Annotated in this window: 17 protein-coding genes; 2 read left to right on the forward strand and 15 right to left on the reverse strand. The window is 40.3% G+C overall.

Annotated elements, in window-relative coordinates:
* Positions 1–12: 12 nt before the first annotated feature.
* Positions 13–2,187, reverse strand: a complete 2,175-nt coding sequence (locus FNLLGLLA_RS06815; RefSeq protein WP_174892336.1) for a heavy metal translocating P-type ATPase — start codon at positions 2,185–2,187, stop codon at positions 13–15.
* A 408-nt stretch (positions 2,188–2,595) separates the two neighbouring features.
* Between FNLLGLLA_RS06815 and FNLLGLLA_RS06820 the strand changes: the two genes are divergently transcribed.
* The gene (locus FNLLGLLA_RS06820) at positions 2,596–3,258 is read left to right on the forward strand and encodes a YigZ family protein (protein WP_174892337.1); all 663 of its coding nucleotides are present in this window, start codon (positions 2,596–2,598) and stop codon (positions 3,256–3,258) included.
* Positions 3,259–3,272: 14 nt separating this feature from the next.
* On the opposite strand, the gene FNLLGLLA_RS06825 is transcribed toward FNLLGLLA_RS06820, so the two are convergent.
* Positions 3,273–3,458, reverse strand: coding sequence for a hypothetical protein (locus FNLLGLLA_RS06825; protein WP_004695548.1), 186 nt, complete (start codon positions 3,456–3,458; stop codon positions 3,273–3,275).
* A 195-nt stretch (positions 3,459–3,653) separates the two neighbouring features.
* Between FNLLGLLA_RS06825 and FNLLGLLA_RS06830 the strand changes: the two genes are divergently transcribed.
* A complete protein-coding gene (locus FNLLGLLA_RS06830; protein WP_012864095.1) occupies positions 3,654–4,544 on the forward strand; it encodes a LysR family transcriptional regulator in 891 nt (296 codons plus the stop codon).
* A gap of 188 nt (positions 4,545–4,732) precedes the next feature.
* Here the strand turns inward: FNLLGLLA_RS06830 and FNLLGLLA_RS06835 are convergent, their stop codons facing one another.
* From FNLLGLLA_RS06835 to FNLLGLLA_RS06895, 13 genes are all read right to left on the reverse strand, one after another.
* Entirely contained in the window at positions 4,733–5,683 is a 951-nt protein-coding gene (locus FNLLGLLA_RS06835; RefSeq protein WP_174892338.1) for a dihydroorotate dehydrogenase, read from the reverse strand.
* Positions 5,683–6,450, reverse strand: coding sequence for a dihydroorotate dehydrogenase electron transfer subunit (locus tag FNLLGLLA_RS06840; protein WP_004698480.1), 768 nt, complete (start codon positions 6,448–6,450; stop codon positions 5,683–5,685). Before FNLLGLLA_RS06840 ends, FNLLGLLA_RS06835 begins: the two co-directional genes overlap by 1 nt.
* Positions 6,451–6,455: 5 nt before the next feature.
* The gene (carB, locus tag FNLLGLLA_RS06845) at positions 6,456–9,656 is read right to left on the reverse strand and encodes a carbamoyl-phosphate synthase large subunit (protein WP_004698494.1); all 3,201 of its coding nucleotides are present in this window, start codon (positions 9,654–9,656) and stop codon (positions 6,456–6,458) included.
* A 1-nt stretch (position 9,657) separates the two neighbouring features.
* Positions 9,658–10,725: a glutamine-hydrolyzing carbamoyl-phosphate synthase small subunit gene (gene carA / locus FNLLGLLA_RS06850; RefSeq protein ID WP_004695539.1), complete on the reverse strand. Its 1,068-nt coding sequence runs from the start codon at positions 10,723–10,725 to the stop codon at positions 9,658–9,660.
* Positions 10,725–12,011, reverse strand: a complete 1,287-nt coding sequence (locus FNLLGLLA_RS06855) for a dihydroorotase (RefSeq protein WP_004695537.1) — start codon at positions 12,009–12,011, stop codon at positions 10,725–10,727. Before FNLLGLLA_RS06855 ends, carA begins: the two co-directional genes overlap by 1 nt.
* Positions 11,995–12,945 (reverse strand): aspartate carbamoyltransferase catalytic subunit, encoded by a 951-nt coding sequence (locus tag FNLLGLLA_RS06860; protein WP_004695535.1) that lies wholly within the window; start codon positions 12,943–12,945, stop codon positions 11,995–11,997. The genes FNLLGLLA_RS06855 and FNLLGLLA_RS06860 overlap by 17 nt, the downstream gene beginning before the upstream one ends.
* Positions 12,946–13,297: 352 nt before the next feature.
* Entirely contained in the window at positions 13,298–16,345 is a 3,048-nt protein-coding gene (locus FNLLGLLA_RS06865) for an ATPase (RefSeq protein WP_174892339.1), read from the reverse strand.
* Positions 16,346–16,357: 12 nt separating this feature from the next.
* Positions 16,358–17,305, reverse strand: a complete 948-nt coding sequence (gene whiA / locus FNLLGLLA_RS06870) for a DNA-binding protein WhiA (protein ID WP_174892340.1) — start codon at positions 17,303–17,305, stop codon at positions 16,358–16,360.
* Positions 17,306–17,320: 15 nt separating this feature from the next.
* Entirely contained in the window at positions 17,321–18,670 is a 1,350-nt protein-coding gene (locus FNLLGLLA_RS06875; RefSeq protein ID WP_174892341.1) for a gluconeogenesis factor YvcK family protein, read from the reverse strand.
* A gap of 12 nt (positions 18,671–18,682) precedes the next feature.
* Complete coding sequence (gene rapZ, locus FNLLGLLA_RS06880) at positions 18,683–19,597, reverse strand: RNase adapter RapZ (RefSeq protein ID WP_174892342.1); 915 nt, start codon at positions 19,595–19,597, stop codon at positions 18,683–18,685.
* A 12-nt stretch (positions 19,598–19,609) separates the two neighbouring features.
* The gene (locus FNLLGLLA_RS06885) at positions 19,610–20,422 is read right to left on the reverse strand and encodes an HAD family hydrolase (protein WP_174892343.1); all 813 of its coding nucleotides are present in this window, start codon (positions 20,420–20,422) and stop codon (positions 19,610–19,612) included.
* Positions 20,423–20,697: 275 nt separating this feature from the next.
* On the reverse strand, positions 20,698–21,903 hold the full coding sequence (locus tag FNLLGLLA_RS06890; protein ID WP_105087058.1) for a putative porin: 1,206 nt from the start codon (positions 21,901–21,903) through the stop codon (positions 20,698–20,700).
* Between the two features lie 559 nt (positions 21,904–22,462).
* Positions 22,463–23,668 (reverse strand): putative porin, encoded by a 1,206-nt coding sequence (locus FNLLGLLA_RS06895; protein ID WP_105087057.1) that lies wholly within the window; start codon positions 23,666–23,668, stop codon positions 22,463–22,465.
* Positions 23,669–23,766: the final 98 nt, after the last annotated feature.

The raw sequence follows: 23,766 nt of genomic DNA on the forward strand, positions 1-23,766 counted from the left end.
ATATGTATAATCTTAAATTTTAGCTCGTTTCAAACGAAGCGAGTTACCTACGACTGTTACAGAGCTAAATGCCATTGCTGTACCCGCAATCATTGGATTTAATGCACCTATTGCGGCCAACGGAATACCGATACAGTTAAAGATCAATGCCCAGAATAGGTTTTGTTTAATATTAGTCATTGTCTTACGGCTGAGTCGTACTGCTTGTACCAAGGTATGTAAATCATTTCGTACAAGGACGATGTCGGCTGCTTCTACCGCAATATCTGTACCACTGCCAATAGCAAAACCAATATCTGCCGTAACGAGAGCAGGAGCATCATTGATACCGTCACCAACCATCCCCACTACAAGACCTTTATCTTGCAATTCTTTTACCTTGCTAGCCTTATCTTGAGGCAATACTTCAGCTATAACATGGGAGATACCCGCCTGTTTAGCAATATATTGAGCAGTTCGACGATTATCACCAGTAAGCATCCATACATCAATACCTTGAGCATGTAACTCTTTTACAACCTCGATAGTTTCTGGACGTAATTCGTCTTCTACGGCCCACAAAGCACTAACAATGCCATCTACAGCTAGAACAGATACGGAAGCACCTTGTTCTTCAAATTGTAAAATATCTTCTTGAACCGCCGTTAAATCATAACCTAGTTCATTCATCCAACGACTGTGCCCAAGTTGTACGGATACGCCTTGGTATGCACCTTGTAACCCTTTACCTGGTACATCAGCAAAACTTTCAAGTTCAACAGCTTTACCTTTATAGCCATAATCTTCACCATAGTAAACCATGGCCTTTGCAATCGGATGAGATGTACCACTTTCAAGAGCCAACATAATAGACATATTAGTACTTTCATCACCATTATAATTTTTAAAAGCCGTCACATCCAATACACCCTGTGTAAGGGTACCGGTTTTATCCATAACAATGGCATCGAGTTTACCCGCTTTTTCAAGATATTCTGCACTCTTGATGAGCACACCGTGTTCCGCACCAAGGCCAGACCCAACCATGATAGATGTTGGTGTAGCAAGGCCAAGCGCACAAGGACATGCGATAACCAGTACCGCTGTTGCATTAATGAGAGCAACGTTAATAGAATCTCCCATAATGAAGTACCACACAAGACCTGTCAAAACAGCAAGGCCAATAACGGTCGGTACAAAATATTGAGCCACGATATCTGCAATACGTTGAATACTAGCCTTGGAGGTTTGTGCCTCTTCTACAACCTTGATAATTTGAGACAACATCGTATCGGAACCGATACGCTTGGCTTCCATGGTAAAAGCACCACTTAGGTTTATAGTAGCACCAATAACTTCAGAACCAACTTGTTTTTCTACCGGTAAGCTTTCACCGGTCAGCATAGCCTCATCTACTGTGGAATATCCCTCAGTAATCGTGCCATCAACAGGGATCTTTTCACCTGCACGAACTTGTAAAATATCACCGGCTACCACCTTAGATGTAGGGATATCAATAAATTCTCCATCACGCAACACATGAGCCGTTGCAGGTTGTAAGGCAATCAATTTTTGAAGTGCTTCGGAGGTACGCCCTTTTGCAATCTCTTCTAAGAGTTTACCAAGAAGGATAAAGGTAATGAGCCACGCAGAGGTTTCAAAATATATTCCATGAGGGCCTAATTCAGGGTGAAATTGCCAGTTATAGATACTGAATAGATAAGCTACCGTCGTGCCCATTACAACGAGTACATCCATCGTAAGCGCCCCATTTTTCACTGCACTCCAGGCGCTCTTATAGAACATGAGACCAGGACCAAACTGAGCAATAGTAGCAAGAACAAACTCTACCCATACAGGCAATGCCTGAATACCAAATCGATGTAAGGTCATATTAATCATCATCGGTACTGCCATACAAGCAGCAATAATAAGTCGTATAATATGAGGTTTTAAGTTAACCTTTTCTATTTCTTGCTTTGTTTCGTCTGCTTCTGTAGCACCAAAGCCGATATTCGTAATGGCATCAATAATCTGTTGTGAATCTACAGCAGCCCCGTCTTTATATTCAACGCTCCCCTTTCGAGTTAAGAGGTTAACCTTAACAGATTCTACGCCATCAAGTTTAGAAACAACGTTTTCAACACGTTTTACACAGGCTGCACAGTGCATACCTGTAATATCAAATTCTTGTTTTTTTACGCTCATATTCACAGGCCTTTCTACTCTGTAGATATATCTTATCTTACAACTTACTATATTATTACAAATTCGTACTATATTTTGTATTTATGTACTTAAATATACGTCTAAACATCTATCTATAAAAAGCTATATATCCTATTTTAAATAAAATAGCAATAAACACGTTCACTAAGAATGTTTCAATATATTCTAAAACTTCAATATATGAACATATTACATGACTAACTACTCATATATCTATATTTAATGATAACATAAATTCTCATTACGTCAATATCCTACCAAATATAGAGGGTTATTTCTTTTTTATAAGGGAATTAACCGCTTTTACCTATACATAGCCTTCATAAATAGATTATAATAAAGTGATGATGAATAAACATAAGCTTTGATTCCAAAGGAGGTGAATATATGTCTGAATCAGTAAGCCCTACGGTGGAATTTATTTCTCTAGCAAAAGAATTTCGCCATGAATATGTTGTTGAAAAATCACGGTTTATAACAACTGTATATCCTTGCAAGACTGAAGAGGAAGCCCAAACCTTTATAAGCCGCATCAATAAAGAATTCTGGGATGCACGTCATAACTGCACAGCCTATGCATTAGGACCACAGCAAGAACAACAACGATCTTCCGATAATGGAGAACCATCAGGTACAGCAGGTAAACCAATGCTAGAAGTACTCAAAAAGACTGGCATTACCAATGTAGCCGTCGTCGTAACGCGTTATTTTGGAGGTATTAAATTGGGCGCTGGTGGCTTGATTCGGGCCTATTCACACTCTGTTGCGGAAACCTTACGTCTTGCGCCTAAAGAACTACATACAACACGAACCCGACTACAAGCAAAGATTGACTATTCGCTGTATGGAGCAGTAGAAAGATATGTCCAGGACGAAAAATTACATTATGAAGCAAGCTTTGGTGAATATGTAGACATTACAATTCTAATACCACCTACTGATGTAGAGCACATACAAAAAGAGCTCCAAGACATAAGCCATGGAGCTGCTACTTGTACTGTATTAGATTCTATTGAGGTGGTACTACCACTAGATAAATCATCTAGTTAGTAGATTCCAAACTTTTAATTGCCGTTATTAACTAAACCGGCTATGCCTTGACCGAGTTCACGACGTTTTTCCTTAGTCATAGGATAAGGCCATACTCGTTCTAATTGTTTTTTCCGGCTAATTTTATTACGAGCCGTCATTAATCTACGTGCTTCCCAATTACGAATTGCTTGACCTAAGGTTCTTTTTACCACGCCCATAGTAGTACCTGCTTTCTTAACTCTTGTTGTATATCAAAATTTGTGATAAGTATAGAAAGATAATTTAAAACTCAATTTACTTTCTATTACTTTGTTGAATTTAGTATATATAGCATTTTATTAAATGTGAAATGACCGTTACTTAGTTCGTTATAATTTTTATTTATCATATTATGTGTATAATAGGGAGATTCTATGGATACATCTTACTACCACAATTTTATTACCCTTGTTCAAACGGGCAATATGACACAGGCCGCAGAGATTCTTCATATTACACAACCAGCGTTAAGTAAGCAGTTGAAATATTTAGAGGCTGAATTTGGGGCTCAATTAATCAACATTAAACGCGGCCAACGAGGATCAAACTTACAATTAACAGATGCTGGTAAAATCTTCTACGAAAAAGCGCAACAACTCTGCTCTATTGAAGAATCTACATATAATGCTGTACAACAATTGAATTCACGCATTGAAGGTACTTTACGTATTGCGACGTCTGCATCTCGTTCAACGCCAATCGTACAGCAATATTTACCAGCTTTTTCCATGAAATATCCATCTGTCCATTTTGAAATTTATGAAGGACTTATGACAAATGTAGTGACCCAACTCATCAATGGTAGCGCCGAATTAGGTATCGCCAATATTCAAATGGTAGATGTCGATAAATTCGATATCCTGCTTACCCAAGAAGAGCATTTATACGCTATTTTCCGTCGTGATGTATTCTGGACAGATCGTGAGCATGATACCATCACGTGGGAAGACATAAAAAAATGTCCTCTATCCCTTTCTGGTGGCTCTGTTCGAATGATTATGCAGTCTAGCTTAACAGATATGGAGCAACTTAATGCAGTAGCTATAACTACAACAAAAAGCTCAGCTATTGAGTGGGCCTCTTCTGGTCGTACAGTTTCTTTAGTCCCAATGGACGCTAAGGAACTTATTAATCATCGCAAAATGGCTCGCATCAAATTGCCAGAATTCTCGGGAGATTTCAAAAAAGCTTTTATCACACTTAAAGGCCATGCACTTTCCCCAGTAGCACAGCAATTTATTGACTTTTACAAAGCCTATGTATAATCATATTTGTACATACTATTACCATAATATGACATTAACAGCTCATATGATTGGTACCTATTTGATTATAGATGCCAATACAATACATAAGAAAAGACCTAGTACAATTTGTACTAGGTCTTTTTGTATCAGATTTTACATTACGGCAAAGCTTATGGTTGCTTAAGTTCACCGTAGATAAGATTGTGTTAAGCTTGATGAACAGCACCTACAATATCAGTGATGCTGTTAAGATTATGTTGTTCTACATATTCGCTCATTTCACGGGCAATACGTGAAATTGCTGTTGGATCTACCATCGTAGCTGTACCAACTTGAACAGCTTGCGCCCCTGCCATCATAAATTCGATAGCATCTGTGCCAGTCATGATACCACCAAGACCAATAATAGGAATAGTTACCCCTTTATAAACTTGATGAACCATGCGAAGAGCCACGGGCTTTACGGCTGGGCCAGATAATCCACCATAAATATTCCCCAATACAGGTTTACGACGGTGAATATCTATAGCCATGCCCAACAAGGTATTAATGAGACTTACTCCATTGCCACCACCGGCCTCAACAGCCTTTGCGATTTCTACAATGTCTGTTACATTTGGTGAAAGTTTTACAATAACGGGCTTATCTGTTACTTTACGAACCGCTTTTGTTACCTGTTCTACTACCTTTGGATCTATACCAAATGCCATGCCTTCGCATTCTACATTTGGGCAAGATACGTTGACTTCTAAGCCTGCAATGCCATCTACAGACAATGTCTCTGCCATCCATGCAAATTCATCTATCGTACCAGCAGACATATTCGCCAGCAATGGTACATCATATTTCTTAAGTTCTGGTAGAATTTCTCTAACAAAATGTTCAGCCCCAGGATTTTCAAGGCCAATACAGTTCAATACGCCAGATGGAGTTTCTGCAATACGTGTTCCAGGATTACCATGACGGCCTTTTGGCGTTAAGCCTTTTACAGAAATAGCCCCCACTTCGTTACTTAAATCTAAGTAACCTGCATATTCAGGACCATTACCAAAGGTACCAGACGCAGCGATAATAGGATTTTTCATCTTAATACCGCAATAGTTGATGGCTAACTTTGGATTTGGCGTAACGGTGTTATTTAAATCGCGTTCACTCATTAAAAGAACACCTCCTCAGCTGGGAATACCGGACCATCCTTACAAACCTTATAGCGTTTACCTTCTGCACCATCACAAGCACAGCCTAAACAACCTCCAGTACCACAGCCCATACGCTCCTCAAGAGAAACTTGGCAAGGCACATTCAGTTCTTTAGCCACTTGAGCTACGCCTTTCATCATCGGCGTAGGACCACAAGTCATGACAGAAGTAAAGGAATTAGCATTAATTAGGTCAGGCATAATAGCCGTAGGGAAACCTTTTGTGCCCACACTACCATCATCAGTAGTGATGTGGACTTGAACAGGTGTATCTTTAAATAAATCTGCCCAGAAGGTTTCGCTTTCATTTCTAAAGCCCAAAATAACTTGTGCTTCTTCACCTTCTTTCAAATGAGATGCGATACATAGCATCGGTGCAATACCAACGCCACCGCCAATGAGAAGCATATTATTAGATGTTACAAACGGTTCGCCCAAAGGGCCTAAACAATCTAATGTATCGCCAGGTACGAGATGTGTCATAATCTCAGTCCCCTTACCTACGACGCGATACAAAAGGGTAATCGTACCCTTTCGGGCATCAAATCCAGCATAGCTAATAGGGCGGCGCAATAATGGCGCCGTAGAGTCCGCTACGCGAACATTACAAAACTGTCCTACCTTTGCTTCTACTGCTTGTTTTGGTGCGTGAATATCCATAATCCACACATCAGAGCCTATTTGCTCATTGCGAACGACTTCGCCCTGTTCTACATAGCCACTCATGGTTATTACTCCAATTCAAAATCTTGTAACGCTTCTACAGAGTAGTTAGCATCATCTTTACGATTCGCCACAACACGCAATACTTCCCGTGCTGTATCAAGACTTGTTAAGCAAGGTGTACCCATTTCTACAGCGAGACGACGTAATTGGAAGCCTTCGCGTTCAGGACGTTTACCTGCAGTCAATGTATTAAGTACAAGATCGACCTTGTCTTGACGAATGTGGTCAGCACAGTTGTCATCCCCTTCAGAGATTTTATTAACCACCTTACAATCAACACCGTGTTCGATAAAGTATTTACCTGTACCACCAGTTGCTTCAATATGATAACCAAGATCGATGAACCCTTTTGCAAGTTCACAAGCTTCTGCTTTATCACGGTCTGCTACTGTCATGAGAATTGTACCATCCTCTGGAATACGCATGTTTGCACCATTGATAGCTTTGAATAAAGCTTCAGAATATGTACGACCAATCCCCATAACTTCGCCAGTAGATTTCATTTCAGGTCCAAGGGCGATTTCCACAAGCCCCATTTTGGAGAAGGAGAATACAGGTGCTTTTACAGCTACATAAGGTTTATTAGGTACAAGACCAAGTGGCAAGCCCAAATCTATTAAGCTTTCACCAAGCGCAATGCGTGTTGCACATTCCACCATGTTAATACCTGTTACCTTAGAAATGAATGGCACGGTACGGCTAGAACGAGGGTTAACTTCGATTACATTAAGTTCACCATCAGCCACGATGTATTGAATGTTAAGCACACCTTTAACATTAAGACCTACTGCAATACGACGTGTATAGTCAACAATTTGATCAATCAATTCTTGACTCAAGTGTTGAGCTGGGTAAACGGCCATGGAGTCACCAGAGTGAACACCGGCACGTTCGATTTGTTCCATAATACCAGGGATACATACATCAGTACCGTCGGAAATAGCATCAACCTCTACCTCCATACCAACCATGTAACGGTCGATAAGAACAGGATGCTCCTTAGATGCTACTACGGCTTCCTTCATGTATACATCAAGCTCTTTATCATTGTATACGATTTCCATCGCACGCCCCCCCAATACATAGGAAGGACGAACGATTAATGGGTATTTTAACTTTTTAGCTGCTTCTTGTGCTTCTTCATCAGAGGTTACCAGAGCACCTACTGGACGAGGAATGCCAAGTTTCGCCAACAATTCATCAAAGCGTTCACGGTCTTCTGCCATATCGATGCTATCCACGGATGTACCAAGAATTTTTACACCGCGCTTAGCCAATGGGCCTGCCAAGTTAATCGCTGTTTGTCCACCGAATTGAGCGATAACGCCAACTGGCTGTTCTTTATCAATGATTTCCATAACATCGTCCACAGTCAATGGCTCAAAGTATAAAGAATCAGAAATATCAAAGTCTGTAGAAACTGTTTCTGGGTTGTTATTAATCATAATGGATTGGTAACCCGCTTTACGGAGTGCCCAAGATGAGTGTACGGAACAATAGTCAAACTCTACGCCTTGACCAATGCGAATTGGCCCAGAACCAAGTACTACTACAGATTTTTCACCTAGTGGTTTAACTTCATCTTCTTGCGCATAGGCACTATAATAGTACGGCGTTTTAGATTCAAATTCTGCCGCACATGTATCTACGTATTTATATGTTGGTAGAATGTTCCATTCTTTACGTTTTGCGCGAACTTCTTCTACAGTTGTATTAGCATAGCGAGCAATAACAGAATCGGTGAAGGAATAGCGTTTTGCTTTGCGCAATACATCTTCTGTTAAGCCCTGTTCAGCCAATGCTTTTTCTACATTAACAATGTTTTTGATTTTTTCAATAAAGAATGTATCAATTTTTGTAATATAGTGGATTTTTTCTACACTAATCCCCTTGCGAAGAGCTTCTGCCACAACATAGATACGTTCATCATCTACTAAGTGTAAACGTTCGATAAGCTGTTCCATGGATTCATGGGCGATTTTCTTAAGCTCAATATGGTCTAAACCGATCTCCAAGGAACGAATTGCTTTTAACAAAGACCCTTCTAAAGAGCGGTCGATAGCCATAACTTCGCCAGTAGCCTTCATTTGAGTGCCCAATGTGCGGTCCGCCAAATTGAATTTTTCAAATGGCCAACGTGGGAACTTCGTTACTACATAGTCGAGTGTAGGCTCGAAGCATGCTTTTGTTTCGCCTGTTACAGCATTTGTAATTTGATCCAATGTCATGCCTACTGCAATTTTTGCGGCTACCTTCGCAATTGGATAACCTGTTGCTTTAGATGCCAATGCAGAGGAACGAGATACGCGAGGGTTTACTTCGATAACAATATATTCGTTGCTATTTGGATTCAAAGCGTATTGTACGTTACAACCACCTTCGATTTTTAAATAACGGATAATCTCAACGGATGCGGTACGCAGCATTTGGTATTGAATATCATTCAAGGTTTGGCTTGGTGCCACAACGATAGAGTCCCCAGTATGCACACCAACAGGGTCAATATTCTCCATGTTACATACGATGATGCAATTATCTGCACTATCGCGCATTACTTCGTATTCAATTTCTTTCCAGCCTGCAACGGAACGTTCTGCTAGAATTTGGTGAATTGGTGAAAGTTTCAAACCACGACGTGTGATTTCATACATTTCATCTTCGTTATGGGCAATACCGCCACCTGTACCGCCTAACGTGTATGCAGGGCGGATGATAATAGGATACCCAATGCGATTAGCAAAGGTTACTGCTTCTTCAAGATCGTTAAAGATATCGGATTCAGGAACTGGTTGATTAATTTCCTTCATCGCTTCTTTGAAGAGTTCACGGTCTTCGGCTTGTTTAATAGCTTCAAGAGTTGTACCAAGAAGTTTTACACCATATTCTTCTAATACGCCAGCTTCAGACAATTGTACGGCCATATTAAGGCCTACTTGACCACCTAATGTAGCCAACAAGCCCCAAGGGCGTTCTTTTTTAATTACTTCTGTTACGAATTCAAGACTAATCGGTTCTACATATACGCGGTCTGCAATATCTGTATCAGTCATAATAGTAGCAGGGTTAGAGTTAACCAATACTACTTTATAACCCTCTTCTCGAAGGGAACGGCATGCTTGTGTGCCAGCATAGTCAAACTCTGCAGCTTGGCCGATAATAATTGGACCAGAACCAATTACAAGTACTTTTTTTGCTTCTGAGGTCATATTATTTTCCCTTTCTCATTAAGTCTTCAAATTCGTCAAATAAATATAGGTTATCAGTAGGTCCTGGGGATGCTTCTGGATGGTATTGTACGGAGAAGATTGGCAATTCTTTATGACGCATACCTTCTACGGTTCCATCATTTACACTACGATGTGTAATTTCTACAAAAGCTGGCAAAGAAGTATCATCTACCGCATAGCCATGATTTTGAGATGTAATATATACCCGACCAGTACGTAAATCTTGTACAGGATGGTTAGAACCACGGTGACCAAATTTCAATTTGAATGTAGTCCCACCATAGGCTTGTGCCAATACTTGATGCCCCATACAGATGCCAAAGATTGGTTTCTTACCAAACATCTTCTTTACTTCTTCTACTGCATAGCCAAGATCTTGAGGGTCTCCAGGGCCATTAGATAAAAAGATACCATCTGGATTTGCTGCCAACACATCTTCGGCCTTAGCATCTGCAGGAAATACAGTAAGACGACAGCCTGCAGCTTCTAGAGAGCGAAGGATATTTTCCTTTACACCATAATCCATTACCGCTACGTGGAATTCAGCATTTTTATCTCCACGCATACCTTGCCATTTTGTAGTTACACGCATAACTTGATCTGTTGGCAAGTCTTGTTTAAACAATTTTTGAATATCCTCCATAGGGTAATCAGAGCGTACTAGTACGCCCTTCATTACACCATGGTTACGAAGAACACGTGTAATTGCACGTGTATCTACATCATAAAGGCAAGGGATGCCGTGCAAACGAAGATACTCACTAAATAGGCCTTCATTTTGCCAGTTAGATGGAAAGTCACACAGTTCACCTACAATAAAACCTTTACAATATGGTTTAGGACCTTGAGTAATAGAATTTAAAGTACCATAATTACCAATTAAAGGATAGGTTAATGTAATAATTTGATCCGCATAGGATGGATCAGTCAAGATTTCTTGATACCCTGTCATACCTGTGTTAAATACAACTTCGCCTACCGTTGGGGCGCCACCTAATAAGGAACCTTCAAACACGGAACCATCTTCAAGAACTAACTTGCCTTTCATTATAAGACTACGCCCTCCTTCATAACAATTTTGCCATCAACTACTGTGAGTTTAGCTTTACCTGTAACAGTCATACCATCAAATGGGCTAACTTTACCTTTTGTATAGAATTTATTTCGATCTACTGTCCATTCTTCAGTCGTGGAGAATACGGTAATATCTGCTGGCTTGCCAACTTCAAGAACACCTGCATCAAGGTGCATCAACTCAGCTGGTCGAGTACTCATATAGTACACAACTTGATCGATGCTTAGTTTATCAGGACCATATGCATTAGTAATAACCGCCGCCAAAGATGTTTCGAGGCCACTGAAACCATTTGGTGCACAGCAGAATTCATGGTCTTTTTCTTCATATGCATGTGGTGCATGGTCTGTAATAATCGCATCGATTGTACCATCTTTCAAGCCTTCTAATAATGCTTGACGATGATCTTCAGAGCGAATTGGAGGAGCCATTTTGAATGCTGGGTTATATTCGCGTAGGTATTCATCTGTGAAAGATAAATGTTGGCTTGTAACTTCACATGTTACATTAAGGCCTTTAGCCTTCGCACGGCGCACCATATCTACAGTATTTTTACTACTTACGTGGGCGATATGGATATGACCACCTGTCATTTCAGATAACAAGATATCACGAGCAACAGCCAAATCTTCAGCTACTGCAGGACGACCAATAACACCTAATTCATAAGAAACAATACCTTCATGCATATGGCCATTTTTAGTCAATGTAATATCTTCTGCATGGTCGATAACCATTTTATTAAACATGGAGGAGTATTCTAAGGCACGACGCATAAATGCAGCATTTTCTACATAGTGACCATCATCGGAGAATGCTACTACACCAGCTTCTGCCATATCGCCCATTTCAGCAAGTTCCTTACCTTCTAGGCCTTTTGATACAGCGCCAATAAATTCTACTTTCACAACGCCAGTGAGTTCAGCCTGTTTTTGTAAACCTCTTACAAGTGCAGCATTATCTACAACTGGGTTAGTATTAGCCATAGTGACAACACGTGTGAAACCACCTGCAGCAGCCGCTTGTGTACCAGAGTGGAAATCTTCTTTAGCTTCTTGGCCTGGTTCGCGCAAATGTGTGTGAATATCGATAAGACCAGGTGCTACGATAAGCCCTGTTGCATCATAAACTTCAGCACCTTCAGCACTCAAGTTTTGACCGATGGCTGCAATTTTACCATCTTTTACGAGAACATCTGCTACTTCGTTTTGTTTTTTTGCCGGATTAACTACCGTACCATTTTTAATAAGCAAGCTCACTACCGTCACCTCCGATAATAGTTAAGTACAATACAGCCATACGTACAGCTACGCCATTACGTACCTGTTCTTGAATTACGGATTGATCAGAATATGCTACATCTGGTGCAATTTCAAGGCCGCGGTTCATAGGACCTGGATGCATTACCATTACATCATCTTTAGCTAATTTTAATACATCATTGTTAATACCAAAGATACGAGCATATTCTCTATTTGTAGGATACAATGCAGAATGAATGCGTTCTAATTGAATGCGAAGTACGTTAACTACATCTGCATCAGCCACTGCTTCACGAATATCATGGTGTACGGTAACACCTAATTTTTCAAATTCTGGATATACCATTGTACGAGGACCAGCTAGATGTACATCAGCCCCCATTTTTGTAAGGCCATAAATGTTGGAGCGTGCTACGCGACTATGCATTATATCCCCAAGGATAACCACCTTTAGGCCTTCAATAGATTTCTTTTTCTCTAAGATAGAATACATATCTAGTAATGCTTGTGTTGGATGCTCATGAGCGCCATCGCCTGCGTTAATGATAATAGGATCTACGGCTTTCGTAGCATATAAAGGTGCACCTTCTGCGCTGTGTCGCATTACGATAGCATCTGTGCCCATGTAGGACATAGTTAACAATGTATCGCGGAAGCTTTCACCTTTACCCATGGAAGATCCACTAGGAGAAAGATTGATCACGTCAGCCCCTAAGTATTTGCCGGCTAACTCAAAGGAACTACGGGTACGAGTACTTGGCTCCATAAAAAGGTTAATAATGGATTTCCCCTTTAAAAGTGGAACCTTCTTGTCATCAGAAAGAACAATCTTCTTCATTTTCTTTGCCACATCTAAAATCAATTTGATTTCTTCAGGTGACACATTTTGCAAACCCAATAAATCTTTGCCTTTTAGGCTAACTTGTCCCATGATTTCCTCCTAACTCACGTAACAAAAAAGACCTTTTGCCCAGGGCAAAAGGTCAAATAGTTTGCACAAAGAAGCCCCTATGGGCACTTCAACTATATTCCTTTCTCAGCCTCTCTGGACTAAATTAAAAGGTATTGTATTATGCAATGGTCTCTCGTACCATATATGCATTTTCTTTATTTATTGTACTGAATCCACCTTTGAAAGTCAATGTAAAACACAAAATTCATATGGATTTTAAAAAGAGGACAAGCATATAAAATTGCTTGTCCTCTCTATATGTAAACAGCTATTAAGACACTACTATATCTTAAATTTTAATCTTAAATTTCTTTTTTAGAAATTAAGGGCCTTAACCTAGTGGATATAATCTTGGTGGATTTTCTTCATCATTTTGCTGTTCATTTTGTGTAGTATACGGCATTTGGTCTCGTTGCGGCTCATTCGCTACAGGATCTATCTGCACATTTTGCTGATTTGGCGACAATTGAGGTTGACGTTGCTCACGACGACGTGTATTTTGAGATGCAGTCGGTCTAGGTTTTGTCAACTCATCAATGGATACAGCATTTGGAATAGTTACATTTGATGTATCCCCATGAATATCATCAAGTTCACTGAAGGAAGGAGTCCTCTTAGATGCTTGAGCAGCCTTACGTTCGGCTTCAAGTTGTTGACGTGCAAGTTCTGCACGACGACGAGCACTCTCTTGTTGATCTCGGACACGTTGAATAGCTTCAGCACGCTCTTTTGCTTTACGCTCGATTTCAGCTTGAGCCAACGCTTGTTGACGAGCAGCTTCAGCTTTACGCTCTGCTTCTAGTTGTGCTTTATATCGTTCCTCAGCAATACGTCGTGCCTCTGCGGCTTGACGTTCTGCTTCAGCTCGTTCTGCAGCAAGTCGCTCTTGCTCTGCCTTACGAGCTTCCGCCACTATACGAGCCGCCTCTGCTTTACGAGCCTCTTCGGCACGTCTTGCTTCTTCTATGCGGCGAGCTTCTTCGGCTCTAAGCGCTTCTTCAGCACGTTTAGCCTCTGCAACAATTCGAGCTTCTTCTGCACGGCGCGCAGCTTCAAGACGTTCCTGTTCAGCTCTACGTTGTGCCTCAAGTCTAGCTGCTTCTGCTTTCCGAGCTTCTTCTGCTCTACGTGCTTCTGCTGCTAAACGAGCTTGTTCAGCTTTACGCGCTGCTTCAATTCGAGCTGCTTCAGCTTTGCGTGCGTCCTCTGCTCGTTTTGCTTCTGCTGCTACGCGAGCGGCCTCAGCTTTACGTTCCGCTTCAATTCGATCTTCTTCTGCTCTACGCGCTTCCTCCGCACGACGAGCCTCTTCTGCTTTTCTTGCTGCTTCCATTTGTTGTGCTTCCAAAGCAGCCTTAGCCTCTGCCGCTCTACGAGCATCTTCTTGACGCTTCGCTTCAAGAGCGGCTTGCTCAGCAACACGTTGTGCTTCTAAAGCAGCTTTCGCTTCTGCTGCTTTACGAGCTTCTTCGGCACGTCTTGCTTCCAATGCTTCCTGCTCGGCTTTACGTTGTGCTTCTAAACGAGCTCTAGCCTCAGCAGCCAAGCGTTCCTCTTCGGCCTTTTTGGCCTCTAAAGCAGCTTTTTCTGCTGCTCTTTGCGCTTCAAAGCGTGCCTTAGCTTCGGCCGCTTTTCTTTCTTCCTCCGCTTTGCGTGCGGCCTCAATACGAGCAGCTTCAATTCTACGTTCTTCTTCAAGACGTTTTGCTTCCGCTGCTAGTCGAGCTTCTTCTGCTTTACGAGCCGCCTCTAGCCGATCTGCTTCCGCTTTTCTCGCTGCCTCGATACGTGCCATTTCAGCTTTACGAGCCGCTTCCGCCTTGCGAGCTTCCTCTGCTTTACGCTCTGCTTCGGCTTTATCAGCCATCTTGCGCTCAATTTCAGCATGCTTGGCTTCTGCAGCCTTTCGCAACATTTCGGCTTTTTCTGCAGCTAGTCGAGCCTCTTCAGCTTTTTTACGAGCTAATGCTTCTTTCTCATCTTTTGCCTTTTTAAGTTGTGCTTCTTTTTTTACATCTGCTACAGCTTTATCGCTCAACTTTTTAGTTTCTTCATGAGCAATTGTTTCTGCCCGCTTAGCTGGACTTTCAATAGTAGATTTTTTAGTATCTACTGCTCCTTTATCTCCATCTTTACCACCTACAGGGCCTACAGGTATTTGTGTGCCCCCTTGAGTTGGATGCCCTAAAATATCTTTAACATCTTTCGGCACATTAACAGCAATAGTTTGATGTTTTTGTGGATTTGCAAGAGATTCAGGAATTAACAAGAAACGAATTGGCAAATTCGATGCACCGGCTGGCATAAAGTTTAATGTTAATAAATCGCCCGCATTATAATTCCCTAATAGACGACTATCTAATATAGTACCTTCCCCTAATGCGGAAATACCATCTTCACCACCAATGTGATAAGTTCGTGTATCAGTCTGTCCCCTTCTAGCACCTTGTTGATGCAATGCTTTTACCATAAAGGAACCAGAATAAGGTCCCCCAAGAGGGTTAAAATACAGCCTAAACGGTTCATTCCCCTTTGTAGGAATTTTTAACGTATACGATACGCCGTAGTTACCACGGTCACGAACAAATGCTTTATTTTGCATTTCGTCTACACCATTGATAAACGTATCCTCTCGGTCATTACCAATTTCTACAAAGGCACCACCTAAAGAGGTATCGAATGGTGTAGTAACCTCCATATTACGCTTAGCACCAGTATAAGTACCGCGTAATTGTATTTCATCAATAGGAAGGTTTTTCACCCAATGTGATGCATCTACAGGGTCCATCCCCATAGGCAACATCATGACACGCGCAAATATAGGCCCTTCTGTTTTAATATCTACAATACCCGTAAATAATGCATCTCGATTTACCGGTGTATTTTCTAAGTCACTAAAGATTAATTGGCGCCCTTGTGGTGGGATGCTAAGAGTATATAATGGTCTTGCATCTGGGCTTTCATTAAGAGGTTGCTCCAAATCCTTTCGAGACAAATCACGACCTGCTGCAAAATAATCAGGTGTAGCTACAGATTTTAATTGTCTCATGACATGTACTGAAGTTGGATAAGCCGTTTGGTTTTCTAAGACGATAGCAATCTTGTGAGGTAAATCCATTTCATTTACATGATAGAAATAGATACGACCATTGCCATTAATTGTACCTGCACTTAACGTACCTCCTACAGGTCCTACATATTCAGGACTATCCGATAGGAGCAATGTATCCGTTTGAGACACCAACGATGGTGGCAACGGAGAAAACTGAAAATATCCAATTGATTGTAAATCTATATCACGAGCTTCTACATGGCCTGTAAGGGCAGCCATGGCAGCCATAGCCGCAGCTACACAATATCTTGATTTATAGGAAAACATATATTATTACCTCTATACTTCTTCGAGCCCCAACGGGTCATACGTAAGTGCTAATGCTTCAATCTTCTTTAGTCGATGGCCAATTCCAGATTTAGATAGTTCCCCCTCCATCAACTCTTCAAGCTCTTTTAAACTCGCTTCAGGATTCTCCCACCGAAGTCTTGCAACGACGCGCAACTTTTCAGGTAATTCTTCAATACCGATTTCTCTATCAATAATACGGATTGCTTTTACCTGACGAACTGCTGCATCCACAACCTTCTGTAAATTTGCCGTCTCACAGTTGACTTGACGATTAATTTGATTCCGTACGGTTTTCATAATCCGCACATTTTCAAATTCCATAAGCGCCGATTGAGCACCCATGATTTGCAAACAATTTGTTACTGCATCCCCTTCTTTAAGATATACTACATACTCGTCCTTCCGCTCCGTTAGACCAGCGTGAATGTGAAAGAGCCGTAATACATGAATAATTTCCCTCGCAAAAGTCTCATTCCCCGTCATAAACTCAAGATGGTAATCACTTTGTGGTTTATTAACAGAGCCTCCCCCTAAAAAAGCTCCCCTTAAAAAGGCACGTCGCGCTTCCATTGATTTGAGCCAACTACGAGGGATTTGTTCGCTCACAGGCCATAAAGCAAGATCCTCTAGAGCCTGTCTCCCCTCTACAGAGGGTTCTACAGATAGCGTATACATATTTTTTTTACGCAGGTTTAAACCTTGTCGTACTAAAACATTTGTAGGTAATTCGTATTGCTTTTTCAAAATACCAAGCAAACGACGAGCTACTGCATTATTAGCCGTAGCCAAACGAATGCCAACGGCACCTTTCATCCCCAAAATGATGGATCCGCCCATACGCAATAAGCAAGACGCTTCAATTTTCATGGCCACATCCGCATCACTAGAGGCTTCATATTGGCATAATTCATTTTTTACATCTTCTGCAAATGACATGGGCATCCCTTCTCATTAATGATCATCTCGTTGAAGATAATATTCTAAGATATGCGGTTCAGTGTTAGATTGCATAGCATGAATGATATCCATAATAACTTTACCTAACCGTTCAGGATCGTGAACAGCTGGTTTTTGAGGGTTAATTAAGGTAGCTCGTATAGTGCGGATTCCTTTGGCTTGTAACTTTTTAGTATCTAATACCAATGGTTCAGATCCTACAGCACTATATTGTTCAACCATTTGAATTGGCAACGGCCCATCATTGGCAAGAACAGTATCTATAATTCCTTCTCCGCCATGAGCAATTAAAGCCTCTACATGGTCATTTAATGTGTAGCCTGTGGTTTCACCCGGTTGTGTCATAACATTAGCAATATAGATTTTATTAGCCTTACTGGCACGTACATGAGAGGCCAATTTATCAGTTAGTAAATTTGGGATAATGCTTGTATATAAACTACCAGGACCTAAAATAATCACATCGGCTTCATCAATGGCACGTAATGCAGCCCCCTCTGGCTTAGGCAATGCTGGATCACTATAGATATGACAAATCCGTTTACCCGAGTGTGGTATATTACTTTCACCTTCTACAATAGTGCCATCTGTCATCTCTGCACGCAATTTAATGAACTCTGTAGAGGAAGGAATTACACGACCACGGACACGCAACAATTTACTAGCCGCTTCAAGAGCTTCTTCAATATCTCCATCGTAAACTTGAGCAAGCGCAGTGATAAAGAGATTACCAAAGCTGTGTCCAGAAAGCTCATTTTCCCCTTCGAAGCGGTAACGGAATAAGTTCTCCATTACCCCTTCTTGTTCAGCTAGTGATACTAAACAGTTTCTTAAATCACCAGGTGCTATCATTTGAAAATCTTCTCGCAAGCGGCCAGAAGAACCTCCATCATCAGCAACTGTTACAATCGCAGATAGGTTTGATGTATGTGATTTCAAACCACGCAATAAATTTGATAAGCCTGTACCCCCACCGATTACTACAATTTTAGGGCCCTTATCGAGTCGGATATTTTGAAAGATAATATCCGATACCTTGCTGTCAGGATTAGGTAGTACCGCACGAATAATCGTTTTTATAACTTTACTTGTACCGATGAGCATTAATACAGCGCCAATCGATAGTACTACAGCCCCTACAGCAATGAGTACATTATAATTGTAAAAGCCCGTCATATTATAAGAAAAGGCAAGTACAATATCTTCAAGAACCGCAAGCCATTGATAGTTAAACATCAAGGAAATGCCAATAATTAAAAGACCTACACCACAACTAAATAGGGCAAGCCAACGTTTTATATTTAGACCCGGAATTAGCCACCGGAACCATCCTTTTCGCAACATAATCCCCCCTATCTAGTTATCAAGTGTTATAATTTCATGAGGATTATAATCTTCTTCTACATTATTTTTCATCATATCTCTGTGTTCAACAGTGACACGATATCCTTTTTCTAACAAGTGGGAATATAGAGCCTCTGCCATAGCTACAGATCTATGCATACCACCTGTACAGCCTACTGCCACAATAAATTGAGATTTTCCTTCTTGTTCATAATTTGGCACAAGAAAATCCATAGTATCAAAGTAACGTCTTTTAAATTCCTCTGTTACTTCAAAGGAATGAATATATTCATTTACTGCTTTTACACGACCTGTTTTATGACGAAACTCGGGAATATAAAATGGATTTGGTAGAAAACGAACATCCCATACCATATCTGCATCGAGAGGAATACCATATTTAAAACCAAAGCTCACTACAGTAATAGCCATACCATGAGCTTCATCAACTTGAGCAAAGCGCGTTTTTAAATACTCTTTCAAGCTGGCTGTTTTCATATTAGTGGTATCAATAATAAAATCTGCTTTATGGCGCACAGAGTTAAGAATTTGGCGTTCCTTCTTTAGCCCTGTTGTAATCAGCCCATTAGGAGCCAATGGATGACTTCGTCGGCTTTCCTTATATCGACGAATCAAAGTCGCATCTGTAGCATCCATAAATACAATTTCAAAATCTACCTTCATATCTTTTAATGTATCTAACGATGAAGAAAGAGCTTCAAAAAATTCGCCCCCCCGAATATCTACAACAAGAGCAACGCGATTAGTCCGTTCTCCACCTTGTCGGCAAATTTCACTTAATTTAGGAATCAACACAGGGGGAATATTATCAATACATAAATACCCCATATCTTCTAAAGCTTGTAATACTTGAGTTTTGCCGGCACCTGACATACCTGTAACTATTAACAAACGAAATGCTTCCATAGTTTTACTCCATTATAAAAGATTATCTTCAATCCAATGGGCTACTCCATCGTCATTATGATGTCCACAAATTGTATGAGCCACAGATTTTACATGATCTGTAGCGTTTTCAACAGCTACAGAGTAACCTGTTTTACGTAGCATAGAAATATCATTTTCTGCATTACCAAAAGAAATGATATGTTCTAAACTAATATGATTATCTAAAGCTAGTTGTGTCAAAGCATGCCCCTTTGACACATTAGGGGCAATGATTTCTAAAAAATCTTTTTGGCTACGAACTAGAGTCACCAAATCACCAACTCTAGGAGTTAAAATATCAATAATTCGGTCAATTCCTTCTACTGTATCTATGGCAATTAGCTTATTCGGTTCAGAGTTTAAACTATATAACGTATCACCTAAAAATTCTGCCGTAGCACCAGTCTGTTTTTCATAGAGAGCGGACTGCCACGTCTTATGATGGCATAATAAATGATCATCCACATACGATTGTATATGCCAATCATATTGTTTTGCTAATTCATAGATACGACGTACGGCTACAATAGGAACAGTCTGTTCAAATAGTTTATATCCTGTTTCTAATTCTTGAATGAGCCCACCAGAAAATAAAATCAGCGGCACATTACCAAGCTTTAACGCCTGACCAATGGGCTTAGCCGTTTGGTACATACGCCCCGTAGCAATCGTAATAACAACACCCTTTTGCTGCAACCGATGTAATACATCTACTGTATAGTCAGATATAGAATTATCGCTACGCACCAAAGTTTCATCACAATCGATGGCAACCATTTTGATATGAGAAAAAGAAGAATTCATGTTTGTCGCCTTTATAGAAATTTTAAATACTCTTTATTATACCATTAATAGTGGCACTATAGATAGAAATAAGCAGTAATAACCCTAATAATGATAAGAAAGTTTACTCATGAAATTTTCATTAAATGCAAAATCCTCTATTATCGACAAATCATTCTATATTAATTGAGTAGACAGCATTAATGAAACACTATAATAAAAAGCCTCATATAATTTTATATTAAACACAAAAAGAGACTCCCGAAGGAGTCTCTTTCGTATGAGTAACTATCAAATTAGAATTTGTAGTTAAGGTCTGCACGGTAGAAGTCAGCTTTATCATTACCGTTTTGATCTTTCCAATCAAAACCGTAGTTAGCTGTTAAGCCTACGTTGTTTTGCAATGCATAGTCAACAGTAGCCATCCAACCTTTAGCATCTGTAGTGTAGATGTGGTTGTAAGTAGTATCAATGATAGGAGCATTTTCTTTTGCGTTGAAGTATTGACCTTTTACGCCCCAAGTACCTTGTTTTTTGATGTCGTAGTTACCATAACCTACGCCTGCAGTCCAAGCTTGAGATTCTTCAAGGCTAGAAGCTTTCAACCATTCGCCACCAACCCAAATTTTATCGAAGTTAACGTCAGTATTGAAACCATATACGTTTCTAACATCGTCATCTTGGTTAATACGGTCATAGAAACCACCAACCATAGCATGTTTACCAACTTTACCATTAACATTTACGATAAGATCAGTAACATTTTCCTCTTTAGTCAAGCCAGCTGCATCGCCAGATACCATGTAACCATAAGCTACTTGTGCCTTAACTTTGTCATTACCAGCATTGAATTGAGCACCATCAAAAGTACCATCAAATGCTAAGCCACCACCAACAACTTGACCGAAACGGCCAGCTTTCAAGGATACGCGTTCACCGAATTTATGGTTAACATATGCGCGATCGATTGTAGCATTTGCTTTACCTTCAGTTCTGGAGTCACCTAATTCGAAGTTACCAGATGTCAAACGAACAACTGCATCAGTGCGATCGTTTACTTTTGCGTTGAATTGTACACGTGCACGAGCGTCGAATTTGGATTTAGCATGTTCAGCATCTTTATAACGAAGACGAGCATCACCAGTAACTTTTACGTTACCAACGCGGTCTTCCAAACGAGCTACACGAACGCCCAAGTTGTTCAATTCGTTAGAGAATTCATCAGCTAAACGGTTGATCATAGCTTGTTGTTCTGCGTTAGCGCGGTCTTGGTTAGCCATAGCTTTAGCTACCATTTGAGCCATTTCGTAACGAGTGATGTTGTTTTGGCCTTTGAAAGTACCATCAGGATAACCGTTAACGATACCAGCGTTTGCCAATTGAGAAACTGCTTGGTATGCCCAAGAATCTGGAGTTACATCGGAGAATGGGTTAGCTGCGAAAGCTGTAGTTACACCCAAAACTGCTGTTGCTGCAAAGATTGCTGCCAATTGTTTTTTCATAGTTGAATTCCTTCTTTCTGAAAAAAATAGAAAATAAAATGTTACAAGTCATAACATTCACATTCTACTCGTTCTTCAGATTAATAATGTATAGGAGTGTCCACGTTTCCTCACCATACTCTACATCGAAGATCTTCGTTTCATGTATGTATCATGACCTGTACGGTGATAGTATCACAACCTTTTTTCTATGTAAAGCCTTAATACCTATGTTCAGCCTTATCAATAAATATTTTCTATTTTAAAAGTTTCATGAATTCAGTAACAACCTAACTTCATGAATATCTTTTCATTTTAAGGTTTTATACAAAAATTTTTTTTATTAGACTTAAAATCCCAACATTACATTAATATTACTAATTAATTAAATATTTATTCATTAATTTAAAGAATAAGTCTAAAGCTATATTATCATTATATTTATTTGCTAAAAAAGAATATCCTACTTACGCTCTATGTTAAATTGATAATACTCTAGGATGTTCACCGTGTATATTAATCTTCAAACTACAAAAAAGAGACTCCCGAAGGAGTCTCTTTCATATAATTAACTATCAAATTAGAATTTGTAGTTAAGTTCTGCACGGTAGAAATCGCTAAGATCGGAACCGCTTTGAGTTTTCCAGTCGAAACCGTAGTTAGCGGACAAACCAACGTTGTTTTGCAATGCATAGTTAACAGTTGCCATCCAACCTTTAGCATCTTGAGTGTAAAGATGATTATAAGTAGTATCTACGATAGGTGCATTTTCTTTTTGGTTAAAGTATTGACCTTTCACATCCCAAGTACCTTGTTTTTTGATGTCATAGTTACCATAACCTACGCCAGCAGTCCAAGCTTGAGATTTTTCAAGGTTGGAAGCTTTCAACCATTCACCACCAACCCAAACTTTATCGAAGTTAGCATCAGCATTGAAACCATAGATGTTTTTAACATCATCGGATTGGTTTACGCGATCATAGAAACCGCCTACCATAGTGTTTTTACCAACTTTACCAGTTAAGCCAAGGTAAGTATCAGTTACGTTTTCTTCTTTAGTCAAACCAGCTGCTTCACCGGATACCATATAACCGTAAGCTGCTTGAGCTTGGATTTTGTCGTTGCCAACGTTCAATTGAGCACCGTCGAATGTGCCGTCGAACATCAAGCCGCCACCGATAACTTGACCGAAACGACCAGCTTTCAAGGATACGCGTTCGCCGAATTTGTGGTTAACATATGCGCGATCGATTGTAGCATTTGCATTACCTTCAGTAGTGGAGTTACCCAATTCGAAGTTACCAGAAGTCAAACGAACTACTGCGTCAGTGCGATCATTTACTTTTGCGTTGAATTGTACACGTGCACGAGCGTCAAATTTGGATTTAGCATGTTCAGCATCACGGTAACGAAGACGAGCATCACCAGTAACTTTTACATTACCAACGCGGTCTTCCAAGCGAGCTACACGAACGCCCAAGTTGTTCAATTCGTTGGAGAATTCATCAGCCAAGCGGTTGATCATTGCTTGTTGTTCAGCGTTAGCGCGGTCTTGGTTAGCCATAGCTTTAGCTACCATTTGAGCCATTTCGTAACGAGTGATGTTATTTTGGCCTTTGAAAGTACCATCTGGGTAACCATTGATAACACCAGCGTTAGCCAATTGAGAAACTGCTTGGTATGCCCAAGAATCTGGAGTTACATCGGAAAATGGGTTAGCCGCGAATGCAGTAGTTACACCCAAAACTGCTGTTGCTGCAAAGATTGCTGCGAATTGTTTTTTCATAGTTGAATTCCTTCTTTCTGAAAAAAATAGAAAATAAAATGTTACAAGTCATAACATTCATATTCTACTCAGTTCTTCAGATTAAGAATTTCAGGAGT

Source organism: Veillonella parvula, assembly GCF_902810435.1.
In the GTDB taxonomy this organism is placed as follows: Bacteria; Bacillota; Negativicutes; order Veillonellales; family Veillonellaceae; genus Veillonella.